This is a genomic window from Streptomyces sp. R-07, from assembly GCF_049913175.1.
Lineage (GTDB): Bacteria > Actinomycetota > Actinomycetes > Streptomycetales > Streptomycetaceae > Streptomyces.
The window spans coordinates 3,831,850-3,854,328 of record NZ_CP183978.1 but is presented as its reverse complement, the minus strand read 5'-3'; the positions used below and the strand labels follow the sequence as shown (position 1 = coordinate 3,854,328).

General features: G+C 70.7%; 17 protein-coding genes and 2 pseudogenes. 10 read left to right on the top strand and 9 right to left on the bottom strand.

What is annotated here, in order from left to right; genetic code table 11:
- Positions 1 to 79 precede the first annotated feature (79 nt).
- Positions 80 to 1,909 carry an acyl-CoA dehydrogenase gene (locus tag ACN9M0_RS17545; RefSeq protein WP_366037326.1) on the bottom strand — a complete coding sequence of 610 codons (1,830 nt, stop codon included), beginning with the start codon at positions 1,907 to 1,909 and terminating at the stop codon, positions 80 to 82.
- Positions 1,910 to 2,052: 143 nt separating this feature from the next.
- On the opposite strand from ACN9M0_RS17545, the gene ACN9M0_RS17540 reads away from it, so the two are divergent.
- On the top strand, positions 2,053 to 2,568 hold the full coding sequence (locus ACN9M0_RS17540; RefSeq protein ID WP_366037327.1) for an SseB family protein: 516 nt from the start codon (positions 2,053 to 2,055) through the stop codon (positions 2,566 to 2,568).
- Positions 2,569 to 2,686: 118 nt separating this feature from the next.
- Here the strand turns inward: ACN9M0_RS17540 and gcvH are convergent, their stop codons facing one another.
- The gene (gene gcvH, locus ACN9M0_RS17535) at positions 2,687 to 3,082 is read right to left on the bottom strand and encodes a glycine cleavage system protein GcvH (RefSeq protein ID WP_366037328.1); all 396 of its coding nucleotides are present in this window, start codon (positions 3,080 to 3,082) and stop codon (positions 2,687 to 2,689) included.
- A gap of 229 nt (positions 3,083 to 3,311) precedes the next feature.
- Between gcvH and ACN9M0_RS17530 the strand changes: the two genes are divergently transcribed.
- Positions 3,312 to 4,274 carry a pirin family protein gene (locus ACN9M0_RS17530; protein ID WP_366037329.1) on the top strand — a complete coding sequence of 321 codons (963 nt, stop codon included), beginning with the start codon at positions 3,312 to 3,314 and terminating at the stop codon, positions 4,272 to 4,274.
- Positions 4,275 to 4,357: 83 nt separating this feature from the next.
- A complete protein-coding gene (locus tag ACN9M0_RS17525) occupies positions 4,358 to 5,431 on the top strand; it encodes an AI-2E family transporter (RefSeq protein WP_366037330.1) in 1,074 nt (357 codons plus the stop codon).
- On the opposite strand, the gene ACN9M0_RS17520 is transcribed toward ACN9M0_RS17525, so the two are convergent.
- Together ACN9M0_RS17520 and ACN9M0_RS17515 are read right to left on the bottom strand one after the other, a co-directional pair.
- Complete coding sequence (locus ACN9M0_RS17520) at positions 5,432 to 6,247, bottom strand: MBL fold metallo-hydrolase (RefSeq protein ID WP_399696189.1); 816 nt, start codon at positions 6,245 to 6,247, stop codon at positions 5,432 to 5,434.
- 439 nt (positions 6,248 to 6,686) lie between these two features.
- Positions 6,687 to 8,807, bottom strand: a complete 2,121-nt coding sequence (locus tag ACN9M0_RS17515; RefSeq protein WP_366037332.1) for a SpoIIE family protein phosphatase — start codon at positions 8,805 to 8,807, stop codon at positions 6,687 to 6,689.
- A gap of 168 nt (positions 8,808 to 8,975) precedes the next feature.
- On the opposite strand from ACN9M0_RS17515, the gene aspS reads away from it, so the two are divergent.
- The 3 genes from aspS to ACN9M0_RS17500 all read left to right on the top strand — a co-directional run bounded on the left by aspS (position 8,976) and on the right by ACN9M0_RS17500 (position 12,133).
- The gene (gene aspS / locus ACN9M0_RS17510; protein WP_426403871.1) at positions 8,976 to 10,796 is read left to right on the top strand and encodes an aspartate--tRNA ligase; all 1,821 of its coding nucleotides are present in this window, start codon (positions 8,976 to 8,978) and stop codon (positions 10,794 to 10,796) included.
- Between the two features lie 100 nt (positions 10,797 to 10,896).
- Positions 10,897 to 11,349, top strand: coding sequence for a hypothetical protein (locus ACN9M0_RS17505; protein ID WP_426403870.1), 453 nt, complete (start codon positions 10,897 to 10,899; stop codon positions 11,347 to 11,349).
- 61 nt (positions 11,350 to 11,410) lie between these two features.
- Positions 11,411 to 12,133 (top strand): DUF1266 domain-containing protein, encoded by a 723-nt coding sequence (locus ACN9M0_RS17500; protein WP_426403869.1) that lies wholly within the window; start codon positions 11,411 to 11,413, stop codon positions 12,131 to 12,133.
- 149 nt (positions 12,134 to 12,282) lie between these two features.
- Here the strand turns inward: ACN9M0_RS17500 and ACN9M0_RS17495 are convergent, their stop codons facing one another.
- The 3 genes and pseudogenes from ACN9M0_RS17495 to ACN9M0_RS17485 all read right to left on the bottom strand — a co-directional run.
- The gene (locus tag ACN9M0_RS17495; protein WP_426403868.1) at positions 12,283 to 12,630 is read right to left on the bottom strand and encodes a hypothetical protein; all 348 of its coding nucleotides are present in this window, start codon (positions 12,628 to 12,630) and stop codon (positions 12,283 to 12,285) included.
- 1 nt (position 12,631) lies between these two features.
- A pseudogene (locus ACN9M0_RS17490) lies at positions 12,632 to 14,374 on the bottom strand (RHS repeat-associated core domain-containing protein); the annotation flags it as partial.
- A 167-nt stretch (positions 14,375 to 14,541) separates the two neighbouring features.
- Positions 14,542 to 14,694: pseudogene (locus tag ACN9M0_RS17485) on the bottom strand (triphosphoribosyl-dephospho-CoA synthase); the annotation flags it as partial.
- 272 nt (positions 14,695 to 14,966) lie between these two features.
- Between ACN9M0_RS17485 and ACN9M0_RS17480 the strand changes: the two are divergent.
- Entirely contained in the window at positions 14,967 to 15,533 is a 567-nt protein-coding gene (locus ACN9M0_RS17480; protein ID WP_366037336.1) for a Uma2 family endonuclease, read from the top strand.
- A gap of 789 nt (positions 15,534 to 16,322) precedes the next feature.
- Positions 16,323 to 16,664, top strand: coding sequence for a DoxX family protein (locus ACN9M0_RS17475; RefSeq protein WP_366037337.1), 342 nt, complete (start codon positions 16,323 to 16,325; stop codon positions 16,662 to 16,664).
- 81 nt (positions 16,665 to 16,745) lie between these two features.
- On the opposite strand, the gene metG is transcribed toward ACN9M0_RS17475, so the two are convergent.
- Complete coding sequence (gene metG, locus ACN9M0_RS17470; RefSeq protein ID WP_366037338.1) at positions 16,746 to 18,353, bottom strand: methionine--tRNA ligase; 1,608 nt, start codon at positions 18,351 to 18,353, stop codon at positions 16,746 to 16,748.
- A 117-nt stretch (positions 18,354 to 18,470) separates the two neighbouring features.
- Here metG and ACN9M0_RS17465 point away from each other — a divergent pair, with 117 nt between their 5' ends.
- Positions 18,471 to 19,289, top strand: a complete 819-nt coding sequence (locus ACN9M0_RS17465; RefSeq protein ID WP_426403867.1) for a response regulator transcription factor — start codon at positions 18,471 to 18,473, stop codon at positions 19,287 to 19,289.
- A complete protein-coding gene (locus ACN9M0_RS17460; RefSeq protein WP_426403866.1) occupies positions 19,286 to 20,401 on the top strand; it encodes a HAMP domain-containing sensor histidine kinase in 1,116 nt (371 codons plus the stop codon). Before ACN9M0_RS17465 ends, ACN9M0_RS17460 begins: the two co-directional genes overlap by 4 nt.
- Here the strand turns inward: ACN9M0_RS17460 and ACN9M0_RS17455 are convergent.
- Positions 20,398 to 22,266: a VWA domain-containing protein gene (locus ACN9M0_RS17455; protein WP_426403865.1), complete on the bottom strand. Its 1,869-nt coding sequence runs from the start codon at positions 22,264 to 22,266 to the stop codon at positions 20,398 to 20,400. The genes ACN9M0_RS17460 and ACN9M0_RS17455 overlap by 4 nt on opposite strands.
- Between the last annotated feature and the right edge of the window lie 213 nt (positions 22,267 to 22,479).

The following is a 22,479-nucleotide window of genomic DNA, read 5'->3' as shown; positions in this document are numbered from 1 at the left end:
AACCGCGAACTCCCCATACAGCAGGAACGGCCCGCCCCCCTCCCCGGGGACGGGCCGTGCCGGCAGGACGAGATGCGTGTCAGAACGCGGCCTCGTCCAGGTCCATCAGCGAGCCGTCGACGGCCTCGGCGAGGGCGCGCTCGGCGGAGACGCCGGGCAGGATGTTGGCGGCGAAGAACTTCGCGGCCGCGATCTTGCCCTGGTAGAAGGCGACGTCCTTGCCGGTGGCGCCGGCGGCCAGCTTCTCGGCGGCCACGGCCGCGCCCTTGAGGAGCAGGTAGCCGACGACGACGTCGCCGGAGGCGAGCAGCAGGCGGGTGGTGTTGAGGCCGACCTTGTAGATGTTCTTGACGTCCTCGCCGGTGGCGGTGAGGTCGGTGATCATCGTGCCGACGATGCCCTCCAGGTCGACGGCGGCCTTGGCGAGCGCGTCGCGGGCGCCGGCCAGGTCGTCGCCGCCGGTGCCGACCGCGAGGAACTTCTTGATCTCCTCGGACAGCGCGTTCAGGGAGGCGCCCTGGTCGCGGACGATCTTGCGGAAGAAGAAGTCCTGGCCCTGGATGGCCGTGGTGCCCTCGTAGAGGGTGTCGATCTTGGCGTCCCGGATGTACTGCTCGATCGGGTACTCCTGGAGGAAGCCGGAGCCGCCGAAGGTCTGGAGCGACTGCGCGAGCTGCTCGTAGCCCTTCTCGGAGCCGTAGCCCTTCACGATCGGGAGCAGCAGGTCGTTCAGGCCGTGCAGGGCCTTGGCGTCCTCGCCGGCCGCTTCCTTGACCGCGATCGCGTCCTGCACGGAGGCCGTGTAGAGGACGAGGGAGCGCATGCCCTCGGCGTACGCCTTCTGCGTCATGAGCGAGCGGCGGACGTCGGGGTGGTGGGTGATGGTGACCTTGGGCGCGGCCTTGTCCATGAAGTTGGCCAGGTCGGTGCCCTGGACGCGCTCCTTGGCGTACTCCAGGGCGTTGAGGTAGCCCGTGGAGAGGGTGGAGATCGCCTTCGTGCCGACCATCATGCGGGCGAACTCGATGATGAGGAACATCTGGCGGATGCCGTCGTGCTTGTCGCCGATCAGCCAGCCCTTGGCGGGGTGCTGGTCGCCGAAGGTCATCTCGCACGTGTTGGAGGCCTTGAGGCCCATCTTGTGCTCGACGTTGGTGGCGTAGACGCCGTTGCGCGCGCCCAGCTCGCCGGTCTCCCAGTCGAACTCGTACTTCGGGACGAGGAAGAGGGAGAGGCCCTTGGTGCCGGGGCCGGCACCCTCGGGGCGGGCGAGGACGTAGTGGAGGATGTTCTCCTCCATGTCGTGCTCACCGGAGGTGATGAAGCGCTTGACGCCCTCGATGTGCCAGGAGCCGTCCTCCTGCTGGATGGCCTTGGTGCGGCCGGCGCCGACGTCCGAGCCCGCGTCGGGCTCGGTGAGGACCATGGTGGAGCCCCAGCGCTTCTCGACGGCGATCTGCGCGACCTTCTTCTGCGCCTCGTTGCCCTCGTTGTAGAGGATGCCGGCGAAGGCCGGGCCGGAGGAGTACATCCAGATGGCCGGGTTCGAGCCGAGGAGCAGCTCCGCGTAGGCCCAGATGAGGGAGCGCGGGGAGACGGTGCCGCCGATCTCCTCGGGGATGCCCAGGCGCCAGTACTCGGACTCCATGAAGGCGTTGTACGACTTCTTGAAGGTGGCCGGGACCGGGGCGGTGTTGGTCTCCGGGTCGAAGACCGGCGGGTTGCGGTCGGCGTCGGCGAAGGACTCCGCGAGCTCGTTCTCGGCGAGACGGCGGATCTCGTCGAGGATGCTCTTGGCGGTCTCGACGTCCATCTCCTCGAACGGCCCGGTGCCGTACACCTTGTCGCGGCCGAGGACCTCGAAGAGGTTGAACTCGATGTCGCGGAGATTCGACTTGTAGTGCCCCATGGCGACGGCTCCGTAAGGCTCGGGGAGGCAGGTTCCTCGTACACGTACCAGCGAGTAGCAAAACGCTCTCTCCGATGATGCTACCCACCGGTAATAAGAGCAACCCCTCTCGGGCCATCTGTGACGCAGTAGGCTCATGGCCCATGTACGGCTACGAGCAGAATCCGGGTGCCCAGCAGCAGTACGCGCCGCCCCAGCAGGGGCAGTACGCGCAGCCGCAGGCCGGGATGCAGGGCGGCATGCAGGGCGGTGTCCCCGGCGGATACGCCCAGCAGCAGCCCCCGCTCTACCCGGAGCCCTCGCCGCCCTCCCTCGCGGACGCCGTACGCGCCTTCACCACCGGCACCCTGGCCGCCGAGGACTTCCAGCAGATCTTCGCGACCTCGAAGGTCTACTGCCCGCGCGGCGACAACCCCGGCTTCCTGGCCCTGCACAACACCCAGCAGCCGGTGATCCCGATGTTCACCTCGCTCAAGGAGCTGCGGCGGTACGCGGGCAAGGAGTCGAAGTACTTCGTGATCACCGGCGCCGAGGTGATCGACCTGCTGCCGACCGGCTACGGCTTCGTCCTCGACATGGAGGGCGACCACCGCATGGTCTTCGACGCGAAGGCCGTGGAGCAGATGGTCGACTTCGCGATGCGGCGGATGTACGGCTGACGGTCCGCGGACGCGCGCGGACCTGTGCGGGATGTACGGCTGACGGTCCGCGGACCTGCACGGGCGGGCCCGGCACCCCATCGGGGGTCGCCGGGCCCGCCCGTTCGTCGTAGGCCCCCTACTCCGACTCCGCCGCGACGTACTGCGCGTACTGCGCGGCGCTGAGCAGGCCGTCCGGCAGGGTCGCGCCGGCGAGCTGGATCTCGACGATCCAGCCATCGTCGTAGGGATCGGTGTTGACCAGCTCGGGGTCGGCCTCGAGGGCGTCGTTCCTGGCGGTCACCCGGCCGGAGACGGGTGCGAAGATCTCGCTCACCGACTTCACCGACTCGACGGTGCCGAGCGGATCTCCCGCCTCCACGTCCCTGTCCACCGTCGGGACGTCCACGAAGACGATGTCGCCGAGCTGCTTCTGGGCGAACTCGGTGAGGCCGACGCGGGCGCGGTCGCCGCCGCTCGCCTCCACCCACTCGTGGTCCTTCGTGTACTGCAGGTTCTCCGGGTAGTACGACACGCGGGCTCCTTCAGGGGCCGTGACGGGTGCCGGGTGGTCTGCCCGGCGGGGACAGCGTGCCCGAGTGGCCGGGGGTGCGGGGGCGTGGCTCACTCGGACGGATGGGTGACTTTCGGCCGTCCCAGGGGTGGGGTCGGGAATGGCGTGGAGGGGGTGTGCGTTCTGGGTGGCAGAAAGTTCAGCGTTCAACTAAAGTGGTCGTACAAGGTCGCACCTAGGAGGTCCGGTCATGCCCGCAGTGACTGTCGAGAACCCGCTCACCCTGCCGCGCGTCGCCGCCCCGGCCGACGCCGTCTCCCGCCCCGTGCTCGCCGTCACCACGGCCCCCTCGGGGTTCGAGGGCGAGGGCTTCCCGGTGCGCCGCGCGTTCGCCGGGATCAACTACCAGTACCTCGACCCGTTCATCATGATGGACCAGATGGGTGAGGTGGAGTACGCGCCCGGCGAGCCCAAGGGCACCCCCTGGCACCCCCACCGCGGCTTCGAGACCGTCACCTACATCATCGACGGGACCTTCGACCACCAGGACTCCAACGGCGGCGGCGGCACCATCACCAACGGCGACACCCAGTGGATGACCGCCGGCTCCGGCCTCCTCCACATCGAGGCCCCGCCGGAGTCCCTCGTCGTCAGCGGCGGCCTCTTCCACGGCCTCCAGCTGTGGGTGAACCTGCCCGCCTCCGACAAGATGATGGCCCCCCGCTACCAGGACATCCGCGGCGGCCAGGTCCAGCTCCTCACCACCCCCGACGGCGGCGCGCTGCTCCGCGTCATCGCCGGCGAGCTCGACGGCCACGACGGCCCCGGCATCACCCACACCCCCATCACGATGATCCACGCCACCCTGCGCCCCGGCGCCGAGATCAGCCTGCCCTGGCGCGAGGACTTCAACGGCCTCGCGTACGTGCTCGCCGGCCGCGGCACCGTCGGCTCCGACCGGCGCCCGATCCACACCGGCCAGACCGCCGTCTTCGGCAAGGGCGGCGCGCTCACCGTCCGCGCCGACGAGAAGCAGGACGGGAACACCCCGGACCTGGAGGTCGTCCTCCTCGGCGGACAGCCGATCCGCGAGCCCATGGCCCACTACGGCCCGTTCGTCATGAACACCCAGGCCGAACTCCGCCAGGCCTTCGAGGACTTCCAGGCGGGCCGCCTCGGCACGATCCCGGCGGTCCACGGCATGGGCGAGTAGCCCACGACGTCTCGTGACGGGCCGTCACCCGGACGGCCCGTCAGCGCGCGACGACACGCCGACGGGCGTGGTCCGGTGGGCGGGTGCAGACGACGAGAGCGCCGCTCCTCCCCGAACCCGCCCGCCGGTTCGCCGCCTGGTGCGTCGTCCTGCTGCTCGCCGCCGGGGTCGCCGCCGTCTTCATCTGGCTCTGCGTCGTCTTCAAGACGGCGGTCACCCCCGTCCTCCTCGCCCTCCTCGGCACCGCCCTCCTCGGCCCGCTCTACCGGCGCCTGCTGCGGATGAAGGTCCGCAAGGGGCTCGCCGCCGCGCTCACCGTCGTCGCCGTCCTCGTGGTCGTCGGCGGCGCCACGTACATCGTCGTCGTCGCCCTCATCGACACCGGCGACGAGATCGTCGCCTCGCTCCGGCAGGCCGCCTCCGACATCGCCGAGCACCTCGGCGCGGCCGGCACCTCCCTCGACGACCTCGCCAGGAACGCCGAGAAGCTCCTCAGGGAGTTCGGCGGCACCGCCGCCTCCGGCGTCATCAGCGGGCTCAGCGTCGTCGGCCAGATGCTCGCCACCGCCGTCCTCGCCCTGCTCCTCATCTTCTTCTTCCTGAAGGACTCCGACCGGGCCGCCGGCGCCCTGCGCTCCCTCGCGCCCCGCGCCACCGGCGACCTCGTCGAGGCCATGGCGCGCCGCGCCTTCGAGGCCGTCGAGGGCTTCATGCGCGGCACCACCCTCGTCGCCCTCGTCGACGCCGTCCTCATCGGCATCGGCCTCGTCGTCCTCGACGTGCCCGGCGCGGTCGGGCTCGCCGCGCTCGTCTTCGTCACCGCCTACATCCCGTACCTCGGGGCCTTCCTCTCCGGCGCGGTCGCCGTCCTCGTCGCCCTCGCCGACCGGGGCTTCGTCATCGCCCTGTGGGTGCTCGGCATCGTCCTGGCGGTCCAGGTCATCGAGGGGAACGTCCTCCAGCCCCTGGTCCAGAGCCGGACCGTGCAGATGCACCCGGCCGTGGTGATGCTCGCGATCACCGCCGGGGCGTCCGTCGCGGGCGTCCTGGGCATGCTGCTCGCCGTACCGCTGACGGCCGCGGCGACGGGGATCCTGGGGGAGCTGCGTACGCGGTACGGGGTTGGGGAGCCGCTCCCGGAGGCCGGCGAGGACTGATCAGGCCGGCGCCGTCCCGCCCGGGGCGAAGGAGGCCAGGAGCTGTTCGAGCGCCGCCTGGTCGGGGCCCACGAACGGGTCCGCGTCCGGCGCTGCCGCGATCGTCTCCAGCATCCGGTCCGTCATCCGTACGGCCGGCGGCAGGTGCGTGCACAGCACGATCTCCGGGTGCATCTCCGCCAGCGGCGCGAGCGTCGCCCGGTACTTCTCCGGGTCCACCAGGTGCACCCACGGGCTGTCGATCGTCGCCCACAGCAGCTGCGCCCGCCGCAGCTCCTCCGGCTTGAGGTCGCTCGCGTGCCCGCTCTCGGCGAGCTCGGCACTCGGCATCGGGCCGCCGAAGCAGTCGGAGCTGAAGCAGATCCGGGTCCGGTCGTCGTAGAAGCCGACGGTGGCCGGGTTGTCGAAGAGCGGCGGCCGGAAGGCGTGCAGGGTGCGGTCGCCGACGTCCAGGGACTGGCCCGGGTTGAGGAAGTACACCCGGTCCATGGGCAGCGCCCGCTCCGTCATCATGATGCCGAAGCCGAGGAAGGTCGTGATCACGCGCGCGCGTGGGGCGGCGTCGAGCAGGTCGAAGATCCCGCCCGTGTGGTCCCGGTCGGGGTGGGTGAGCCAGATCCACCGGACGTCGGCCGGGTCCATGACCCCGCCGAGCGTGGCGACGAAGTCCCGGTCCTCGACCGAGAGCCCCGTGTCGACGACCACGGGTTCGGCGGCGGTGAGGACGTAGGCGTTGGCGGGGACGTACCCCAGGCCCGGGGCCTCGATGCTGTCCGCGATCACCGTGGTGTCGCTGCCGACCTTGTGGGTGTCCATGGCGCACTCCGTGGTCCCCCCGGCGGCCGTACGAGACCAGTCTGCGCCGGAGGACACGACCCCGCCCGCCGGGCTCAGGTGCGGCAGCGGGACCCGGCCCCGCGCACCGGCTCACGCGCGGCAGCGTCCGGGTGGAGCGCAGGTCACGTCACTCACGCGCGGCAGTGGCCGGGTGGAGCGCAGGTCACGTCACTCACGCGCGGCAGTGGCCGGGGCGAGTGCAGGTCACGTCACTCACGCGCGGCAGTGGCCGGGGCGAGTGCAGGTCACGTCACTCACGCGCGGCAGTGGCCGGGGCGAGTGCAGGTCACGTCACTCACGCGCGGCAGTGGCCGGGGCGAGTGCAGGTCACGTCACTCACGCGCGGCAGCGGCCGGGGCGAGTGCAGGTCACGTCACTCACGCGCGGCAGCGGCCGGGCCGGGTACAGGTCACGCCACTCACGCGCAGCAGCCCTCCCCCGTCGGGGTCTCGTTCAGTTCGAACCAGATCGCCTTGCCCTCGCCCTGCGGATCGACGCCCCACGCGTCCGCCAGCATCTCCATCAGCACCAGGCCGCGCCCGCTCGATGCCATCTCGCCCGGGTGCCGCTTGTGCGGCAGCTCGTCGCTCGTGTCGGAGACCTCCACCCGCAGCCGCCGCGACTTCTCGCCGCACGCCACCTCCGCCACCATGAGCGCGTCGCCGTCCGTGTGGACGAGGACGTTGGTGACCATCTCGGAGACCATCAGGACCGCCGAGTCGAGCTGGTCCTCGTCCGACCAGTCGTGCAGCAGCTGCCGGACCTGCTGGCGCGCCTCGGCGATCCGTTCCGGCTCCGCCTGGGCGATCGTCATCAGGGTGCGGCGGGGAGCCTCGAGTACGGTGCCGGCGGGCCGGCGGGAGAGCAGCAGGACGGCGATGTCGTCCTCGCGGCGGTCGGCGAGCGGGCCCGTCGTGTGGTGCGAGCCGGGGCCGTGGACGGCCTCCACGAGGGCGTCGGCGAGCCGCTCCAGGTCGTCGCCGTCGTGGGACTCCAAAAGCCCCCTGACCCGCTCCCAGCCGCTGTCCAGGTCGTGCCCGCCGGTCTCCAGGAGGCCGTCGGTGCAGATCATGAGGGTCTCGCCGGGTTCCAGGGTGAGCCGGGTGGTGGGGTAGTCGGTGTCGGGGTCGATGCCGAGCGGCAGGCCGCCGGCGGTGGGCCTGAGCAGCACCGTTCCGTCGTTCATCCGTACCGCCGGGTCGGGATGCCCGGCCCGCGCGATGTCCACCGTCCCCGTCTCCAGGTCGACCTCCAGGTAGAGGCAGGTCGCGAAGCGCGGGCCGCCGTCGGCCTCCCCGTCGTCGCCGTCCGTGATCCCGTAGAGGAAGCGGGAGGCACGGGAGAGGACCGCGTCCGGCCGGTGGCCCTCGGAGGCGTACGCGCGCAGGGCGATGCGCAGCTGCCCCATGAGACCGGCCGCCCGCACGTCGTGCCCCTGCACGTCGCCGATGACGAGGGCGATCCGTCCCCCGTCACGCCCGCCGGTGCGGGAGGAGCCGCCGGGCAGCCGGATCATGTCGTACCAGTCGCCGCCGACCTGGAGCCCGCCGCCGGTCGGCACGTACCGCGCGGCGACCTGGATGCCGGGGATGCCCGGCCCGAGGACCGGCATCATCGTCCGCTGGAGTCCGAGCGACAGCTCGCGCTCCGACTCGGCCACGCCCGCGCGCGCGAGGGCCTGCGCGAGCATCCGCGCGACCGTCGTCAGCACCGAACGCTCGTCGGGCGTGAACGCCACCGGGTGCTTGAAGGCCGCCATCCAGGCGCCCATCGTGCGCCCGGCGACGACCAGCGGCACGAAGGCCCAGGAGCGGCGCCCGAAACGCTGGGCGAGCGGCCAGGTCATGGGGAAGCGGCGCAGGTACTCCTCCGGGGTCGGGAGGTAGATCGCCCGGCCGGTCCGTACGACCTCCGCCGCCGGATAGTCCGTGTCCAGCGACATCGACGAGAACGGCCCCTCGTCGCCCTCGCTGTGCCCGTGGTGGCCGATCACCGTCAGCCGTTCGCCCGCCACGCCGAAGACGGCGAGCCCGTCCGGCGAGAAGCCGGGCATCGAGAGGGAGGCCGCCACCCGCAGCACCTCGGCCGTCGACCGCGCCTCGGCGAGCGCCCGTCCCGCGTCGAGCAGGAACGCCTCACGCGAGCGGCGCCAGTCACCGGTGATGGGGGTGCGCGCGGCGGTGCCGGGCAGCTGCTCGGCGACCTCCTGGAGGGTGCCGACGAGCTGGTAGTCGTTCCCCTCGATGAGCGGCTTCGACCTGCTCCGTACGGTACGGATCACCCGGCCGTGCCCGTCCATGATCCGCAGCCGGGCCTCGGCGAGGGTGCCCTCGGCGACGGCGAGGTTCACGACCCCGTCGATCTCGTTCCAGTCGACCGGATGAAAACGGGAGCGTACGGCCGCCTCGGTGAGCTGTACGGGCTCCGTGGGCAGCCCGAGCAGCCGGGCGGCCTCGGCGTCGAGCGAGACGATCCCGGACGCGTTGTCCCAGCGCCACAGGCCGGTCGCGATCGCGGCCAGGACGTCCTCGGTGCGCATTGCCCCACTTTATGAATATCGGACTCCAGGTCGCCACCGAGAGTATTCGAATTCCGATCTTGGCCCGGCCGGTACCCTGGGTGGGTCTGCCCGCGTGTTCTGTGACACCTGTGACACGGGCCACGGGCGGGCCCACCCACCGAGATCCCGAAGACTGGATGAACGACGATGCATCGGTACAGGTCCCACACCTGCGGCGAGCTCCGCGCCTCTGACGTCGGCACCGACGTCCGACTGAGCGGCTGGCTGCACAATCGGCGCGACCTGGGCGGCATCCTCTTCATCGATCTGCGTGACCACTACGGCATCACGCAGCTCGTCGCCCGGCCCGGCACCACCGCCGCCGAGGTCCTGGACAAGCTGACCAAGGAGACCGTCGTCCGCGTGGACGGCAAGGTCGTCTCCCGCGGCGCGGAGAACGTCAACCCCGAGCTGCCGACCGGCGAGATCGAGATCGAGGCGTCCTCCGTCGAGGTCCTGGGCGCCGCGAAGCAGATCCCCTTCACCATCAACGCCGACGACGGCGTCAACGAGGAGCGGCGCCTGGAGTACCGCTTCCTCGACCTGCGCCGCGAGCGCATGCACCGCAACATCATGCTGCGGTCCGCCGTCATCGCCTCCATCCGCTCCAAGATGGTGGCCCTCGGCTTCAACGAGATGGCGACCCCGATCCTCGCCGCGACCTCCCCCGAGGGCGCCCGCGACTTCGTCGTCCCGTCCCGCCTGAACCCGGGCAAGTTCTACGCGCTGCCGCAGGCGCCGCAGCAGTTCAAGCAGCTGCTGATGATCTCCGGCTTCGACCGGTACTTCCAGATCGCGCCCTGCTTCCGCGACGAGGACGCCCGCGCCGACCGCTCGCCGGGCGAGTTCTACCAGCTCGACGTCGAGATGTCGTTCGTCGAGCAGGAGGACGTCTTCCAGCCGATCGAGAAGCTCATGACGGAGCTCTTCGAGGAGTTCGGCGGCGGCCGCCACGTCACCTCTCCGTTCCCGCGGATCCCGTTCCGCGAGTCGATGCTCAAGTACGGCAACGACAAGCCCGACCTGCGCACGGCCCTCGAACTCGTCGACATCAGCGACGTCTTCGAGAACTCCGAGTTCAAGGCCTTCGCCGGCAAGCACGTCCGCGCCCTGGCCGTCCCGAACACCGGTGACCAGCCGCGCAAGTTCTTCGACCAGCTCGGCGACTTCGCGGTCTCCCTCGGCGCGAAGGGCCTGGCCTGGGTCCGCGTGGGCGAGGAGAACGCCCTCACCGGCCCCATCGCCAAGTTCCTCACCGAAGAGAACGTCAAGGTCCTCACCGAGCGTCTCGGCCTCGCCCCCGGCCACGCGATCTTCTTCGGCGCGGGCGAGTTCGACGAGGTCTCCAAGATCATGGGCCCGGTCCGGGTCGAGGCCGCCAAGCGCGCCGGCCAGTTCGAGGAGAACGTCTTCCGCTTCGCGTGGATCGTCGACTTCCCGATGTACGAGCGGGACGAGGAGACCGGCAAGATCGACTTCTCGCACAACCCGTTCTCCATGCCGCAGGGCGGCCTCGAGGCCCTGGAGACCCAGGACCCGCTGGACGTCCTCGGCTGGCAGTACGACATCGTCTGCAACGGCATCGAGCTCTCCTCCGGCGCCATCCGGAACCACGAGCCCGAGATCATGTTCAAGGCGTTCGAGATCGCGGGCTACTCGCGCGAGACGGTGGAGCACGAGTTCGCGGGCATGCTCCGCGCCTTCGAGTACGGCGCCCCGCCGCACGGCGGCATCGCCCCGGGCGTCGACCGCATCGTCATGCTCCTCGCCGACGAGCCGAACATCCGCGAGACGATCGCCTTCCCGCTCAACGGCAACGCCCAGGACCTCCTGATGGGCGCCCCGACCGAGCTGGACGAGTCCCGCCTGCGCGAGCTGAACATCCAGCTCCGCAAGCCGGTCGAGAAGAAGACGGTCACGGAGGACCGCCCGGTGACGGACGCGGTCCACCCGGACGCGGCGCGGTAGTCCCACCAGACACAAGAGAGGCCCGAAACCACACGTGGTTTCGGGCCTCTTCTGCTTCAGGCACGCGAATCGCCCATCCGTTGATCGTACGATCTTGTGCATGGAGGGTTCAGCGAGCCACTGGCAGGCGCCCAGCACCATCGAACGCGGACTGTACGAGGCGCGAGTGCGCGGCGACTGGCCCACGTACTACGACTTGGTCGCGGATGCGGACCTGTACCTCCCGCAACCGCGGCACCAGGTGGACGCCGAGCCTGACATGACGTTCTTTCGTACATACCGGGATCTACGGACGCGGTCCGCGTGCCTGGCCGTCCACACCGCCGGCATGCTGCCCATCCCCGCTCCGGATCCGGTCTTCGTCATCCGCGACCTCGGTTGGTTCGCAGAGGCCTGGGAGCCCCGGGCCCCGGCATATCTCGTGGTGAATCCGGGCAGCCCATGTGAGGGAGTCCTGCCGGCGACTCCGGAGGGCCGGGCGCTGTGGCGGCACCACTTCGAGAAGATCGAACGGCCCGTCGGGCTGGCCCCGCGGCGCCGTTCACACACTTGAGATAGGTGGGCCTAGGCAGGGACAGGTCGCCTTCGGGCTCGCGGCGGGTGCCCAACTCTTCGTGCAGAACGGCCAGTTCTGGAACGCCCTGGCGAACCACGGCAACGGCTACCGAATGGAACGCGAACAGCTGGACCAGTGGTGGGGCGTCACGAGCTCTGAGGGCTGGGCCCGCACTCAGGAACGGCTGCTGCGGGCCGACATGGTCAGCGGAGTCTGGGAGTTCGTCCTCGGGCTACGGCACTCCCTGGCCCGGGACTTCGCGGGAATCGTCTCCGTGGACCACTGGCGGGAGGCCGCGGAGCGCGTGGTGCGTCTGCGTGCGGAGGAGGCTGCCGAGCCACGGTTGACCCCCGACGGCGTGACGCGGGGCCGTGCCACTTCTCCATCCTCCCTCGCCGCAGAGGTCGAAGGAGTCCAGCGGCTCATCGGCCGGATCACCCGCTACGAGGCGCGTTTCCGGGCCGACGGCCTACTGCCGGAGGGCGCGTGCATCCGCTCCGCCGAGGCTTGGGACTACGGCCGCGCCTCGGCCATGGCCCGTTGGGGCCTGGCCGCCCGCTACTGCACCCTCCCGGAGGCCGAAGCCGCCGTCATCCGGGCCGGCCGCCTCGTACAGGTCAACTACCGCTCGTGGGCGGACTTCTCCGCGGGCTACGCGCTGGGCCGCTGCCTCCACTTCGACGAGGAGGAGTTCGGCGAGTGGTACGACGAGACCCTCCGCACCCACCGCGCCCTGACGACGGAACCGACCAGCCCGTGGCTCACGATTCCGTGGAGCTGAGGGACGGCATTGCGGCAGCCGCTAGGGCGCCGGCGAGGCCCTGCCCATCGACCGACGCGTGGATGGACACCGCCATGTCCCCGGTGCGGAAGCAGCCGAACGTATGAGGTCACGTGCCCCTTCGGGACGTGAGGGGAGCGTCTTCCCGGCTAAGAGAACAGAAGTTCGTCCTTGAGTTGGAGGTTCGGGAAAACCCTGAGTCGGAGAGTTCCCTTTGTGGAGCCCATCGCGAACTCGGTACACAGGATGGTCTCCTTGTCCTGCTCCTCGATCCAAAGGCGCGTCGCACCTTCTCTGAAGATGTCTACCGTGCCGCTCTCCCGGATCCACAACAGTCGAATTGACCGGCCGGCAGGACTGAAGCTGAAGCGCAGCGATTCCCCGGTGACATCTGTCAGGTCGATCTCTTGTGTGTCCGATTCGGTTTCCACGGGGTCAACCCCAAGGGACTCCGTGAAGCGGCGCAGGTCAGGTACCGAGAACGCTTCTTGCATCATGCTATTTGCCGCCCTTGAAGATCGCAGTGGAAAACCTCAGGCTTCCATCCTCCATCATTTGCCAGGTGGCCTCTACCTGGCGGATCCCGTGAGGCCCGTAAATGACCGATTTCACTTCGCCGAACTCGCCCCACTGATTCGTGAAAGTTCGATCGAATCCATTGCTTGCCGCGTCTTTCAGGTGATCGATGACGTACTGCCTCGAAGCCGGAGTGTCATGAAAACCTATGCTCTTCAACTGCTGTGCGTTCTGTCTTGCTCTGGCAGTATTGTGATCATCCGCCTTGATGTCTTTGTCGAAAAGGTAATCTAGCTTCCGATCGTCGATGTGGGGGCACGGCGCCAGGCCGAGGGGGTCCGCCCACGTATGTGGATTGTGGACGTACGTCGCCGGATTCGGGGCCGGGGCGAGGCCCAAGGGGTCCGGGGAGAGGTACCAGGCCGATTCCGGGTCGTAGTAGCGGAAGTAGTTGTAGTGGAGGCCCGATTCCGGGTCGAAGTACTGGCCCGGGAAGCGGAGTGGGGTGTACGCCGTCGCGTCGCGGTTCCACGTCGTCGTGCCCCAGAGCGTCGTGCGGGTGCGCCAGGCCAAGTCCCCCGATTCGTCGACGAGTTCCGTAGGGGTGCCGATCAGGTCCGTGACGATGGCGAAGAAGCGCTCGTCCGTGGAGCCTGCGTCCGTGCGGCGTTCCGTCTGGGCCAGCGGGCGCAGGCCCGCGTGGTCCCAGGTGACGGTGACGTCGGCCGTCGTCTGTTCGCAGAGGGTCGTGCCGTCCCACGTGAAGTGGACCGTCTCGGAAGCGGACTGCTTCGCTATTCGGCGGCCCAGGGGGTCGTACGCGTACCTCCACACCGTGCCGTCCGGTGTCGTCACCGAGGTCAGGCGGTCTTCCGCGTCCCACGCGTAGCGCCAGGTGTCGGGCTTTCGCGAGAGGCGGGTGCGTCGGCGGAGCGTGATCCGGCCCTGGGCGTCGTGTTCGTAGTGGACCGATCCGGCTCGGGCGAGGCGGGTGCCGGTGTACGTGCGCCGGCCCGTCGAGTCGTGACCGGCGTGGGCGGCCGGCCATTCCGCATCCGTCTGGTTGCCGGCCTCGTCGTAGGCGTACCGCTCCGTCCAGCGGTCCGCTCGTACGACCGTGACGCGGCCCGCGCCGTCCAGGTCGAAGCGGCGGGTGCCCGAAAGCCCGTCCGTGACGGAGATCAGTCCGCCGTCGGGGCGGTAGCCGTACGCGCGGTGCTGGAGGCGGCTGCCCCGGGAGGTGATCTCCTGGGCCGTCAGGCGGCTCATTTCGTCGAACGACGACGTCAGAGACACGAAGTCCGAGACCGCGCGCTCCACTTCGCGGCCCAGGGCGTCGAAGGAGAAGGCGATCTCGCGACCGGAAGCCGTGAGACGAGTCCTCCGGCCCGCCGCGTCGTACGACCACGTGCTGACCGAGCCGCCCGGCGTCGTCCTCCCCACCCGCCGGCCCGCCTCGTCGTACGCGTACGTCAGCGTCCGCCCGTTGACCGTCTCCGACTTCAGGCGGCCGTAGCGGTCCCGGAGGCGTACCAGCGTCGCGTCCGGGCTCGTCGCCGCCGCCAGTTCGTCGAAGACGTCGTACTCGTAGGTGGTGATCGCACCGTTCGCGTCCTTGCGGACGATCTGACCGAGTGCGTTGCGCTCGAAGCAGACCGTCTCGCCGAGTGCGTTCGTGCGGGACACCAGCCGGCCCGCCGTGTCGTAGCCGTACGTGAGTCTCCGGCCGTACCGGACGGAGACCGCCGAACCGGGGGAGGGACGGCGGGGAGCCCGCGCGTCGGGGTGCGCGGCTTCACCCACGACGCGACCCTCCGGCTGACCCGGGTCACGAACCCCCCGCCGTCCGCCCGCGCCATGTCGCGCTCGGCGGCGCGCCCGATCGCGCCCAACTCCTCCCGAAGCCCACGGCCGGTCACCCCGATCCGCCGCGCGGCCGCCGCCATCGCCGCGAACCCGGGCTCAAGGGACCTCGCGGACCACCGCAGCCCCGCCAGATCCGCCTCCCGCGCGTCAGAAAGCCCCGGCTTGGGCGTCAGCTCCATCCCTGCCAGAAGCCCTCCCACAGCGGCCCGGGCCAGCCCCTGGTCCTCACGCGTCACGACCATGCGCGCACGCTAGGCACCGGACCTGGGCGTTTCCTCGCGTCGGCCTGTGAGCCGGCTGTGTCACCCGCCGGGGTGAATGCCGAAGATTCTCGGATTCCAGCGCGTTGGCATATGCCACCGTGCCGGTCATGGCGACAGCGACGAACCCGGTCAAGCGGGCCGGGGAGCACGTACCTTGGAAGGCACCACCGATCCGGGAGGAGTCTGCCGTGAGCGTCTTGACCCAGGAGGGGTTCGAAGAGCTCGCCCGTGCCGGCGAACGCGTGGACGAATCTCTGCGCCTTGAATTCATCGACGGGACAATCTGGGAGAAGGCTGTGCCGGATGGCGACCATGGGCGGATCATTGCCTGGCTGACGCGACTGTGCATTCAGGCCAACACGGACTGGTGGCTGTACCCCGATCAGGGGTTGAGGATCGAGAAGTACCGCAAGGGCAACGCCCGTCCCGACGGCTGCCTCGTTCCGCTGGACACGTTCGTCGGCCAGGGCGAGTGGGCGAGTGCCGACGGCGTCCTGATGGTCGTCGAAGTCACCTCCGGCGACTCGGACACCGGCCACCGTGACCGCGTCGAGAAGCCTCGCGCCTACGCCGAGACGGGCATCCCTGTGTACCTGTTGGTGGACAGGACCACGGGCGAGGTCAAGGTCCACTCACAGCCGGACGGGGAGCGGTACGAGATGGTGGCGACCGTGCCCTTCGGCAAGACGGTCACTCTGCCGGAGCCGGTGGGGATGGAACTGGACACCGAGCCGCTGAAGAACTGGGTGCGCTGAAGGCCGCACGCGGGCTGCGCCGGACGCGCACCCGCCGGGCGGGAAGGCACCGCTGCGCCGCGGGCCGGAACACCTGCCGCCCGTGCTCGTTCAGCAATTTCGGCGAGAGCCTGTCGAAGGCGTCCCGCTCCATGGCCGGGTCGTCGGCCCAGACCTGACCAGGCTTCATAGAGGTCAGGTCGTCGACGGTGAACTCGACGGACCGTCGTAGGGGCTCCAGCCCTGACGGGGCCCGCGAACCTCAGGGCGTACGTGCGGCCCGGCAACAACGCCTGCTCACCGTCGGTCTTCGCATGCCAGGAGGCCGGGGGAGAGAACAGCGGGCACGACTCGCTGCCGCGAACCGACACCCACGTCACCCAGCCGCTGTCCTCGACACCGCCTTCCGCCCTGCTGGAAGGCGCCACGGCGGACCGCTCACCTTCCGGGGAGCCGGCGTCGTCCTGGTGTTCGTCCCAACTGTCGAGTCTCACGTGCGAGGCATCGTCTCCCCCGCACGGGTGTACCTCCGCGACCGGCTTCCGGTCCTCGCCCATCCAGACCGCGACGAACGGCTGGTCCGCCGGACTGCATCCGCTCACCAGCCCGAGCCCCGCCACCACGCACACCGCGCCGGCTACACGTCTCATTCCGCACCCCGGGTCACGCAGCTCAGAGGGAGCCGCCGCATGGCTCCGTGATGCGTGCGAAGAAAGTTCGCGCCGGCTGTCACACATCCCGCGCGCGCTCCGTCAGTGCAGTGTCCGGCTCGGTCGAGGCGGACATCGAGAGGCTGAAGGAGCCCACGCCATGTCCACCACCGCCATCGTCGTCACCGCCGTCGCCGCCTTCCTTGCCGGCTTCTCCGGCCTCTCGGTCTTCCTCAAGGCCAAGTACGTCGTCGAGCCGCTCGCCCAGTACGGCGTGCCCCGGTCGTGGTGGAACCTGCTCGGCGCCGCCAAGGCCGCCGGGGCCGTCGGGCTCGTCGTCGGGATCTGGGTCCCGGTGATCGGGACCCTCGCCGCGATCGGGCTCATCCTGTACTTCGCCGGCGCCGTCATCACCGTGCTGCGGGCCCGCGCGTACGGCCACGCCCCCTTCCCGATGGTCTACATGGCGCCCGCCGTCGCCGCCCTGGTCCTGACCTGGTGACCGCGAGTGCGTACGACGAAGGCCGCCGGCCCCGGATCGACACCGGGACGGCGGCCTTCTTCGTACGAGTACGGGTACGCGTCAGTCCTTCTTCGGCTCCTCCAGGCGCGGGAACAGCACCGCGCCCTTCGTCACCGTCGCGCCCGCGGGGAGCTGGCCCCACGTCGCGGAGGACTGGACCGGCTGCGCGGCCAGCGCGCCCAGGGACGGCTCGGCGCCCAGCGAGTCCCACAGGGCCTGCGAGGTCTCCGGCATGATCGGGTTCAGCAGGACCGCGACCGCGCGGAGCGACTCCGCGGCCGTGTAGAGGATCGTCGCCAGGCGGGCCCGGCCCTCCTCCGACTCGTCCTTGGCCACCTTCCACGGCTCCTGCTCCGTGATGTAGCCGTTGACCTGCTTCACGAAGTCGAAGATCGCCAGGATGCCGCCCTGGAAGTCCAGCTCCTCGCCGATCTTCGCGTCGGCCGTCGCGACGGCCTTGGCCAGGCCCTCGTGGATCGCCTTCTCCGCGTCGCCGTCGGCCGCCGAGGCCGGCAGCTCGCCGCCGAAGTACTTGCCGACCATGGCCGCCACGCGGGAGGCGAGGTTGCCGTAGTCGTTCGCCAGCTCGCTCGTGTAGCGGGCGGAGAAGTCCTCCCACGAGAACGAGCCGTCCTGGCCGAACGCGATGGCCCGCAGGAAGTACCAGCGGTACGCGTCCACGCCGAAGTGCGAGGTCAGGTCCTGCGGCTTGATGCCCGTCAGGTTCGACTTCGACATCTTCTCGCCGCCGACCATCAGCCAGCCGTTCGCCGCGACCCGGCCGGGGACCGGCAGGCCCTGCGCCATCAGCATCGCCGGCCAGATCACCGCGTGGAACCGCAGGATGTCCTTGCCGATGAGGTGCACGTTCGCCGGGAAGGTCTCGTCGAACTTCGCCGGGTTCTCGTTGTAGCCGACGGCCGTCGCGTAGTTGAGCAGCGCGTCGATCCACACGTAGATGACGTGCTTCTCGTCCCACGGCACCGGGACGCCCCAGTCGAACGTCGAGCGCGAGATGGAGAGGTCCTCCAGGCCCTGCTTGACGAAGTTCACGACCTCGTTGCGGGCCGACTCCGGCTGGATGAAGCCCGGGTTCGCCTCGTAGAACTCCAGGAGCTTCGGGCCGTACTCGCTCAGCTTGAAGAAGTAGTTCTCCTCCTTGAGGATCTCCACCGGCTTCTTGTGGACGGCGCACAGCTTCGTGCCGTCCTCCGCCTCGATGAGGTCGCCGGGGAGCTTGTACTCCTCACAGCCCACGCAGTACGGGCCTTCGTACCCGCCCTTGTAGATCTCGTCCTTGTCGTACAGATCCTGCACGAACTCCTGAACGCGGTCGGTGTGACGCTTCTGCGTGGTGCGGATGAAGTCGTCGTTCGCGATGTTCAGGTGCTCCCAGAGGGGCTTCCACGCCTCCTCGACGAGCTTGTCGCACCAGGCCTGGGGCGTGACGTTGTTCGCCTCGGCCGTGCGCATGATCTTCTGACCGTGCTCGTCCGTGCCGGTGAGGTACCACACCTTCTCGCCGCGCTGACGGTGCCAGCGCGTGAGCACGTCGCCTGCGACGGTCGTGTAGGCGTGGCCCAGGTGAGGAGCGTCGTTGACGTAGTAGATGGGGGTCGTGACGTAGAACGCCTTCGCCCCCTGCTTCTCGGATCCAGTGGCCGCCATGGTCGAAATCCTAACGGTCGGACGAAGATCCACTCACATCGATATGCCGGGGCGGCAGGGGGCGGGGGCCAGGGGGCGGCCGTGGGCGGCGTGCCCGGGCTGGGGAGGATGGACCGCATGCGTGTACTCGTAGCCGAGGACGAGCGGGACCTCGCCGCACTCCTCGCCACCGGCCTGCGACGGGCCGGCTTCGCCGTCGACACCGTCCACGGCGGGGACGACGCCCTGGAGGCACTCGGGCTTCCCTCGTACGGGGTCGGCCCCGGCCCGCTCGGGGCGAGCTCGTACGGCTCCGGCGCCGGCTCCGGTTCCGGTCCGCTCGCCGTCGGTCCGTACGGCTCCGGCTCCGGTTCCGGTCCGCTCGCCGTCGGTCCGTACGGCTCCGGCTTCGGACCGCTCGTGGGCAGTCCCTACGACGTGCTCGTCCTCGACCGCGACCTGCCCCGCGTCCACGGCGACGACGTCGCCCGCCGGCTCGTCGCCGCCGGGTCCCCCACCCGCATCCTCATGCTGACCGCCTCCTCCGCCGTCGAGGACCGCGTCGAAGGCCTCGACCTCGGCGCCGACGACTACCTCGGCAAGCCCTTCGACTTCCCCGAGCTCGTCTCCCGCGTCCGCGCCCTGCGGCGCCGTGCCGCCCGGCCCGCCCTGCCCCCGCTCCTGGAGCGCGACGGCCTCGTCATGGACACCGTCCGGCGGACCGCCGCCCGCGAAGGGCGGGACCTCGACCTCTCCCCCAAGGAGTTCTCCGTCCTCCAGATCCTCCTGGAGGCCGACGGCGCCGCCGTCTCCGCCGAGGAGCTCCTCGAACGCGCCTGGGACGCCCACGCCGACCCCTTCACCGGAGCCGTACGGGTCTGCATGAGCAAGCTGAGGGCGAAGCTCGGGGAGCCGGGGCTCATCCGGACCGTGCAGGGCGTCGGGTACGTCCTGTGAGCCGCCAGGGGCTCCTCGGGGCCGGGTCCACCATCCGTACCCGCATCGCGCTCGTCTACGGCGGCGTCTTCCTGGTCCTCGGCGCCGTCCTGCTGCTCCTGGTGAACCTGCTGGTCAGAGCCGGTACGGACGCCGACGCGGACGCGATCGTGGCCCGCGCGGACGACGTCGCCTTCGTCGAGGCGTACCAGCTCGGCGACGACATCAGCCGGGCCGCCGGCGAGCAGATGCTCATGTGGTCCTGCCTCGGCCTGCTCGTCATGGCCTGTGGCGCCGTCGTCGTCGGCTGGTGGACCGCCGGGCGGGTCCTGCGGCCCGTCCACGAGATGACAGCGCGGGCCCGGCGGCTCTCCGAGCGGAACCTCGACGTGGGGGTCCCCCAGGACGGAGTCTGGGGGAGGCTCGGCGTGCGCGGGCCCGACGACGAGCTCAAGGAACTCGGCGACACGATCGACGCGCTCCTCGGACGCCTGGAGACCGCCTTCGACAGCCAGCGCCGGTTCATCGCCAACGCCTCCCACGAACTGCGCACCCCGCTCGCCACCCAGCGCGCCGCGATCCAGATCGGGCTCGACGACGACTGCGACGTCCGGCAGGTCCTCCTCGACGCCAACCGGCGCAGCGAACGCCTCATCGACGGGCTGCTGCTCCTCGCGCGGAGCGAGCGCGGGCTCGCCGAACGGGAGGACGTGCTGCTCGGGGAGGTCGTCGAGGAGGAGTACGCGCACGCGTGCGTGGTGGGCGACGGCGGTGTCGTACGGGGGAGCCGGGTGCTGCTCGGCCAGCTCGTACGCAACCTCGTCGCGAACGCGGTCGCGTACAACGTGCCGGGGGGTGAGGTGGACGTACGGGTCGAGGCCGGCGTCCTGACCGTCGTCAACACCGGGCCCGTGGTCCCGGAGGCGGGCCTCGACGGGCTCTTCGAACCCTTCCGGCGGGGGGAAGGACGGGACCGGATGGGGCCCGGCGCCGGGCTCGGGCTCTCCATCGTGCGGTCGATCGCCGCCGCACACGGCGGCGGGGTACGGGCCGTCGCGCGGGGCGCGGCCGAGGGCGGCGGGCTGGCGGTGACGGTGACCCTGCCGGTCACCGCCACCGCCGCCTGCCCCTAGAGCTCCAGGCCGGCCAGGAGACCCCGGTAGAAGGCCGCGTGCGCCGTCTCGACCGGCGTCACGCCCGCGAAGTACGTCGCCGTACGGGGGGTGCCGTCGAGCTTCCGGAGGTAGTCGAAGGCCTTGTTGTCCTCCTCGCCCCAGGCCACGAACCGCCAGTGCAGCGGACGGTCGGCGGCCTCGGCCAGCGCCTGCGTCGCGGCCGTCTTCGACTCCGGGGCACCGTCCGTCTGGAACACCACCAGGGCCGGGCGGGCCGGGTCCGCCTTCTCGTGGTGGGCCAGGACCTCCTCCACGGCGCGGTGGTAGTTCGTACGGCCCAGGCGACCGAGGGTGCCGTTGATCTCCTCGATGCGGGTCGGGGTGGTCGTGGCCGGGGTCAGCTCCGCGGTCCCGTCGATGTCCGTCGAGAAGAACACGGTCGTGACGGTGGCGTCCTCGTCGAGGTGCGCCGCGAGCGCCGTGACCTGCTCGGCGAGCCGCTGCACGGAGCCGTCCTTGAAGTACCCGCGCATCGAACCGGACCGGTCGACGACGAGGTACACGGCGGCCCGCGCGCCCGTGAGCTCCTGCTTCTTGAGCTGAGCCCCGGCGGCCTTGTAGGCGTCGGCGAGGTGCGGGGCGGCGGCCTTCACGGCGGCGAGGGCCAGCGCGGGGGCGGCCTCGGCCGAGCTGTCCTGGGCCTGGCTGTCCTGGGCCTCGTCGGCCTGCGCGTCCGGCTCGGGGGCGCGGTCGGCCTCGTCGGCCTGGGCGTCCGCCGCGACGGCGACCGGCTCCGCCGGGGCGGTGGCCTCGGCCTGGGGCTCCTCGGCGGCGTCCGCTTCCGGCTCCTCCGCCTCGTCCTGCTGCTCGGCAGCGACTTCGGTCGCGTCCGTGTCCGTGTCCGTTTGCGCGTCCGCGTCTGCGGCGACGGTCTCGGCCTGCGGCTCGTCCGCAGCGTCCGCCTCCGGCTCCTCCGGAGCGACGTCGGACGCGTCCGCGGAGACGGGCGTCTCCGGCGCGTCGGCGGCCTCGGCCTGCGGTTCGGCGGACGCGTCCGCCTCCGGCTCCGCCGGGGTGGCTACCTCGGAGGCGGAGGTGGCGGCCTCCACGAGCTCCTGCTCCTCCGCAGCGGCTTCGGACGCCTCCGCGTCCGCGGCGACGCCTTCGGCCTGGGGCTCGTCGGCGACGTCCGCCTCCGGTCCCGCCGCAGCGGAAGGGGTCTCCTCAGCGACGGCCGAAGCCTCGTCCGTCGCCACGTCGGCGTCGGCCGACTCCTCGGCAGCGGGTGCCGCGGCCTCGTCCGTCGCAGCCTCGTCCGTCGCCGTCGCCGTCTCCGCCGTCACCTCGACGTCGTCCGACTCCGCCGCAGGCTCGGCCTCGGACGCCGACTGCGCCGGAACCGTCGCTCCCGCGACCCCGGCGACCGCCGCCGCGTCCGCACCAGCCGCACCCTCCGGCTCGGAAGCCGCGGGCTCGGACGTGCCCGTACCCGGCTCCCCGCCGTCGCCCTCCCGGGCCTTCGGGATCTGCGGGTTGTCGAAGGACGCCGCCACCAGGTCGTCCGCCGCGCGGCGCGCCGCCGCCTCCGTCGGCTCCGGAGCGGCCGACGCGGTCCGGGTGTCCGTGGCGGTCGACGTGGCCGACGCCGCCCGGGTGTCCGTGGCGGTGGACGTGGCCGACGCCGCCCGGGTCTCCGAGGCGGTCGACGTGGCCGACGCGGCCCCGGTGTCCGAGGCGGTCGACGTGTCCGTGGCACCCTCCGCACCCGTCGCGCTCGGCGCCTCCAAGGTGGCGGTCTCACGCGTCTGGGACGGGACGGAGGTTGCCGGGGATTCCTCGCGGTCCCGGCCGAACACCTTGCGCAGCATGCTCCGAATACCCATGGGCGAACCCTTTCGCATGAGTGGGGGTGCAGTGTGAATGTCCGTACTGGGCGTTTCGGGACGTTCATCCCTGGCCAGGGCGGACACGTAAGGTTAGCGGCCACCCCCTCCCCCTCCGGTGACCCGGTCGCCTCCGGTTGTCGTGCATTCATCCGGCGTTCACTCCGGCGCCGTCCCTGTGCAGATGAGCGCACATAGCGTCGCCGCCGAGTG

What these genes read in the sequence shown, in the direction of transcription:
- ACN9M0_RS17495 (WP_426403868.1), bottom strand. Translation starts at nt 12,630, where the DNA reads ATGATGCAAGAAGCGTTCTCGGTACCTGACCTGCGCCGCTTCACGGAG.
- ACN9M0_RS17540 (WP_366037327.1), top strand. Translation starts at nt 2,053, where the DNA reads ATGTACGGCTACGAGCAGAATCCGGGTGCCCAGCAGCAGTACGCGCCG.
- ACN9M0_RS17475 (WP_366037337.1), top strand. Translation starts at nt 16,323, where the DNA reads ATGTCCACCACCGCCATCGTCGTCACCGCCGTCGCCGCCTTCCTTGCC.
- aspS (WP_426403871.1), top strand. Translation starts at nt 8,976, where the DNA reads ATGCATCGGTACAGGTCCCACACCTGCGGCGAGCTCCGCGCCTCTGAC.
- ACN9M0_RS17465 (WP_426403867.1), top strand. Translation starts at nt 18,471, where the DNA reads ATGCGTGTACTCGTAGCCGAGGACGAGCGGGACCTCGCCGCACTCCTC.
- ACN9M0_RS17530 (WP_366037329.1), top strand. Translation starts at nt 3,312, where the DNA reads ATGCCCGCAGTGACTGTCGAGAACCCGCTCACCCTGCCGCGCGTCGCC.
- metG (WP_366037338.1), bottom strand. Translation starts at nt 18,353, where the DNA reads ATGGCGGCCACTGGATCCGAGAAGCAGGGGGCGAAGGCGTTCTACGTC.
- ACN9M0_RS17455 (WP_426403865.1), bottom strand. Translation starts at nt 22,266, where the DNA reads ATGGGTATTCGGAGCATGCTGCGCAAGGTGTTCGGCCGGGACCGCGAG.
- ACN9M0_RS17520 (WP_399696189.1), bottom strand. Translation starts at nt 6,247, where the DNA reads ATGGACACCCACAAGGTCGGCAGCGACACCACGGTGATCGCGGACAGC.
- ACN9M0_RS17545 (WP_366037326.1), bottom strand. Translation starts at nt 1,909, where the DNA reads ATGGGGCACTACAAGTCGAATCTCCGCGACATCGAGTTCAACCTCTTC.
- ACN9M0_RS17505 (WP_426403870.1), top strand. Translation starts at nt 10,897, where the DNA reads ATGGAGGGTTCAGCGAGCCACTGGCAGGCGCCCAGCACCATCGAACGC.
- ACN9M0_RS17515 (WP_366037332.1), bottom strand. Translation starts at nt 8,807, where the DNA reads ATGCGCACCGAGGACGTCCTGGCCGCGATCGCGACCGGCCTGTGGCGC.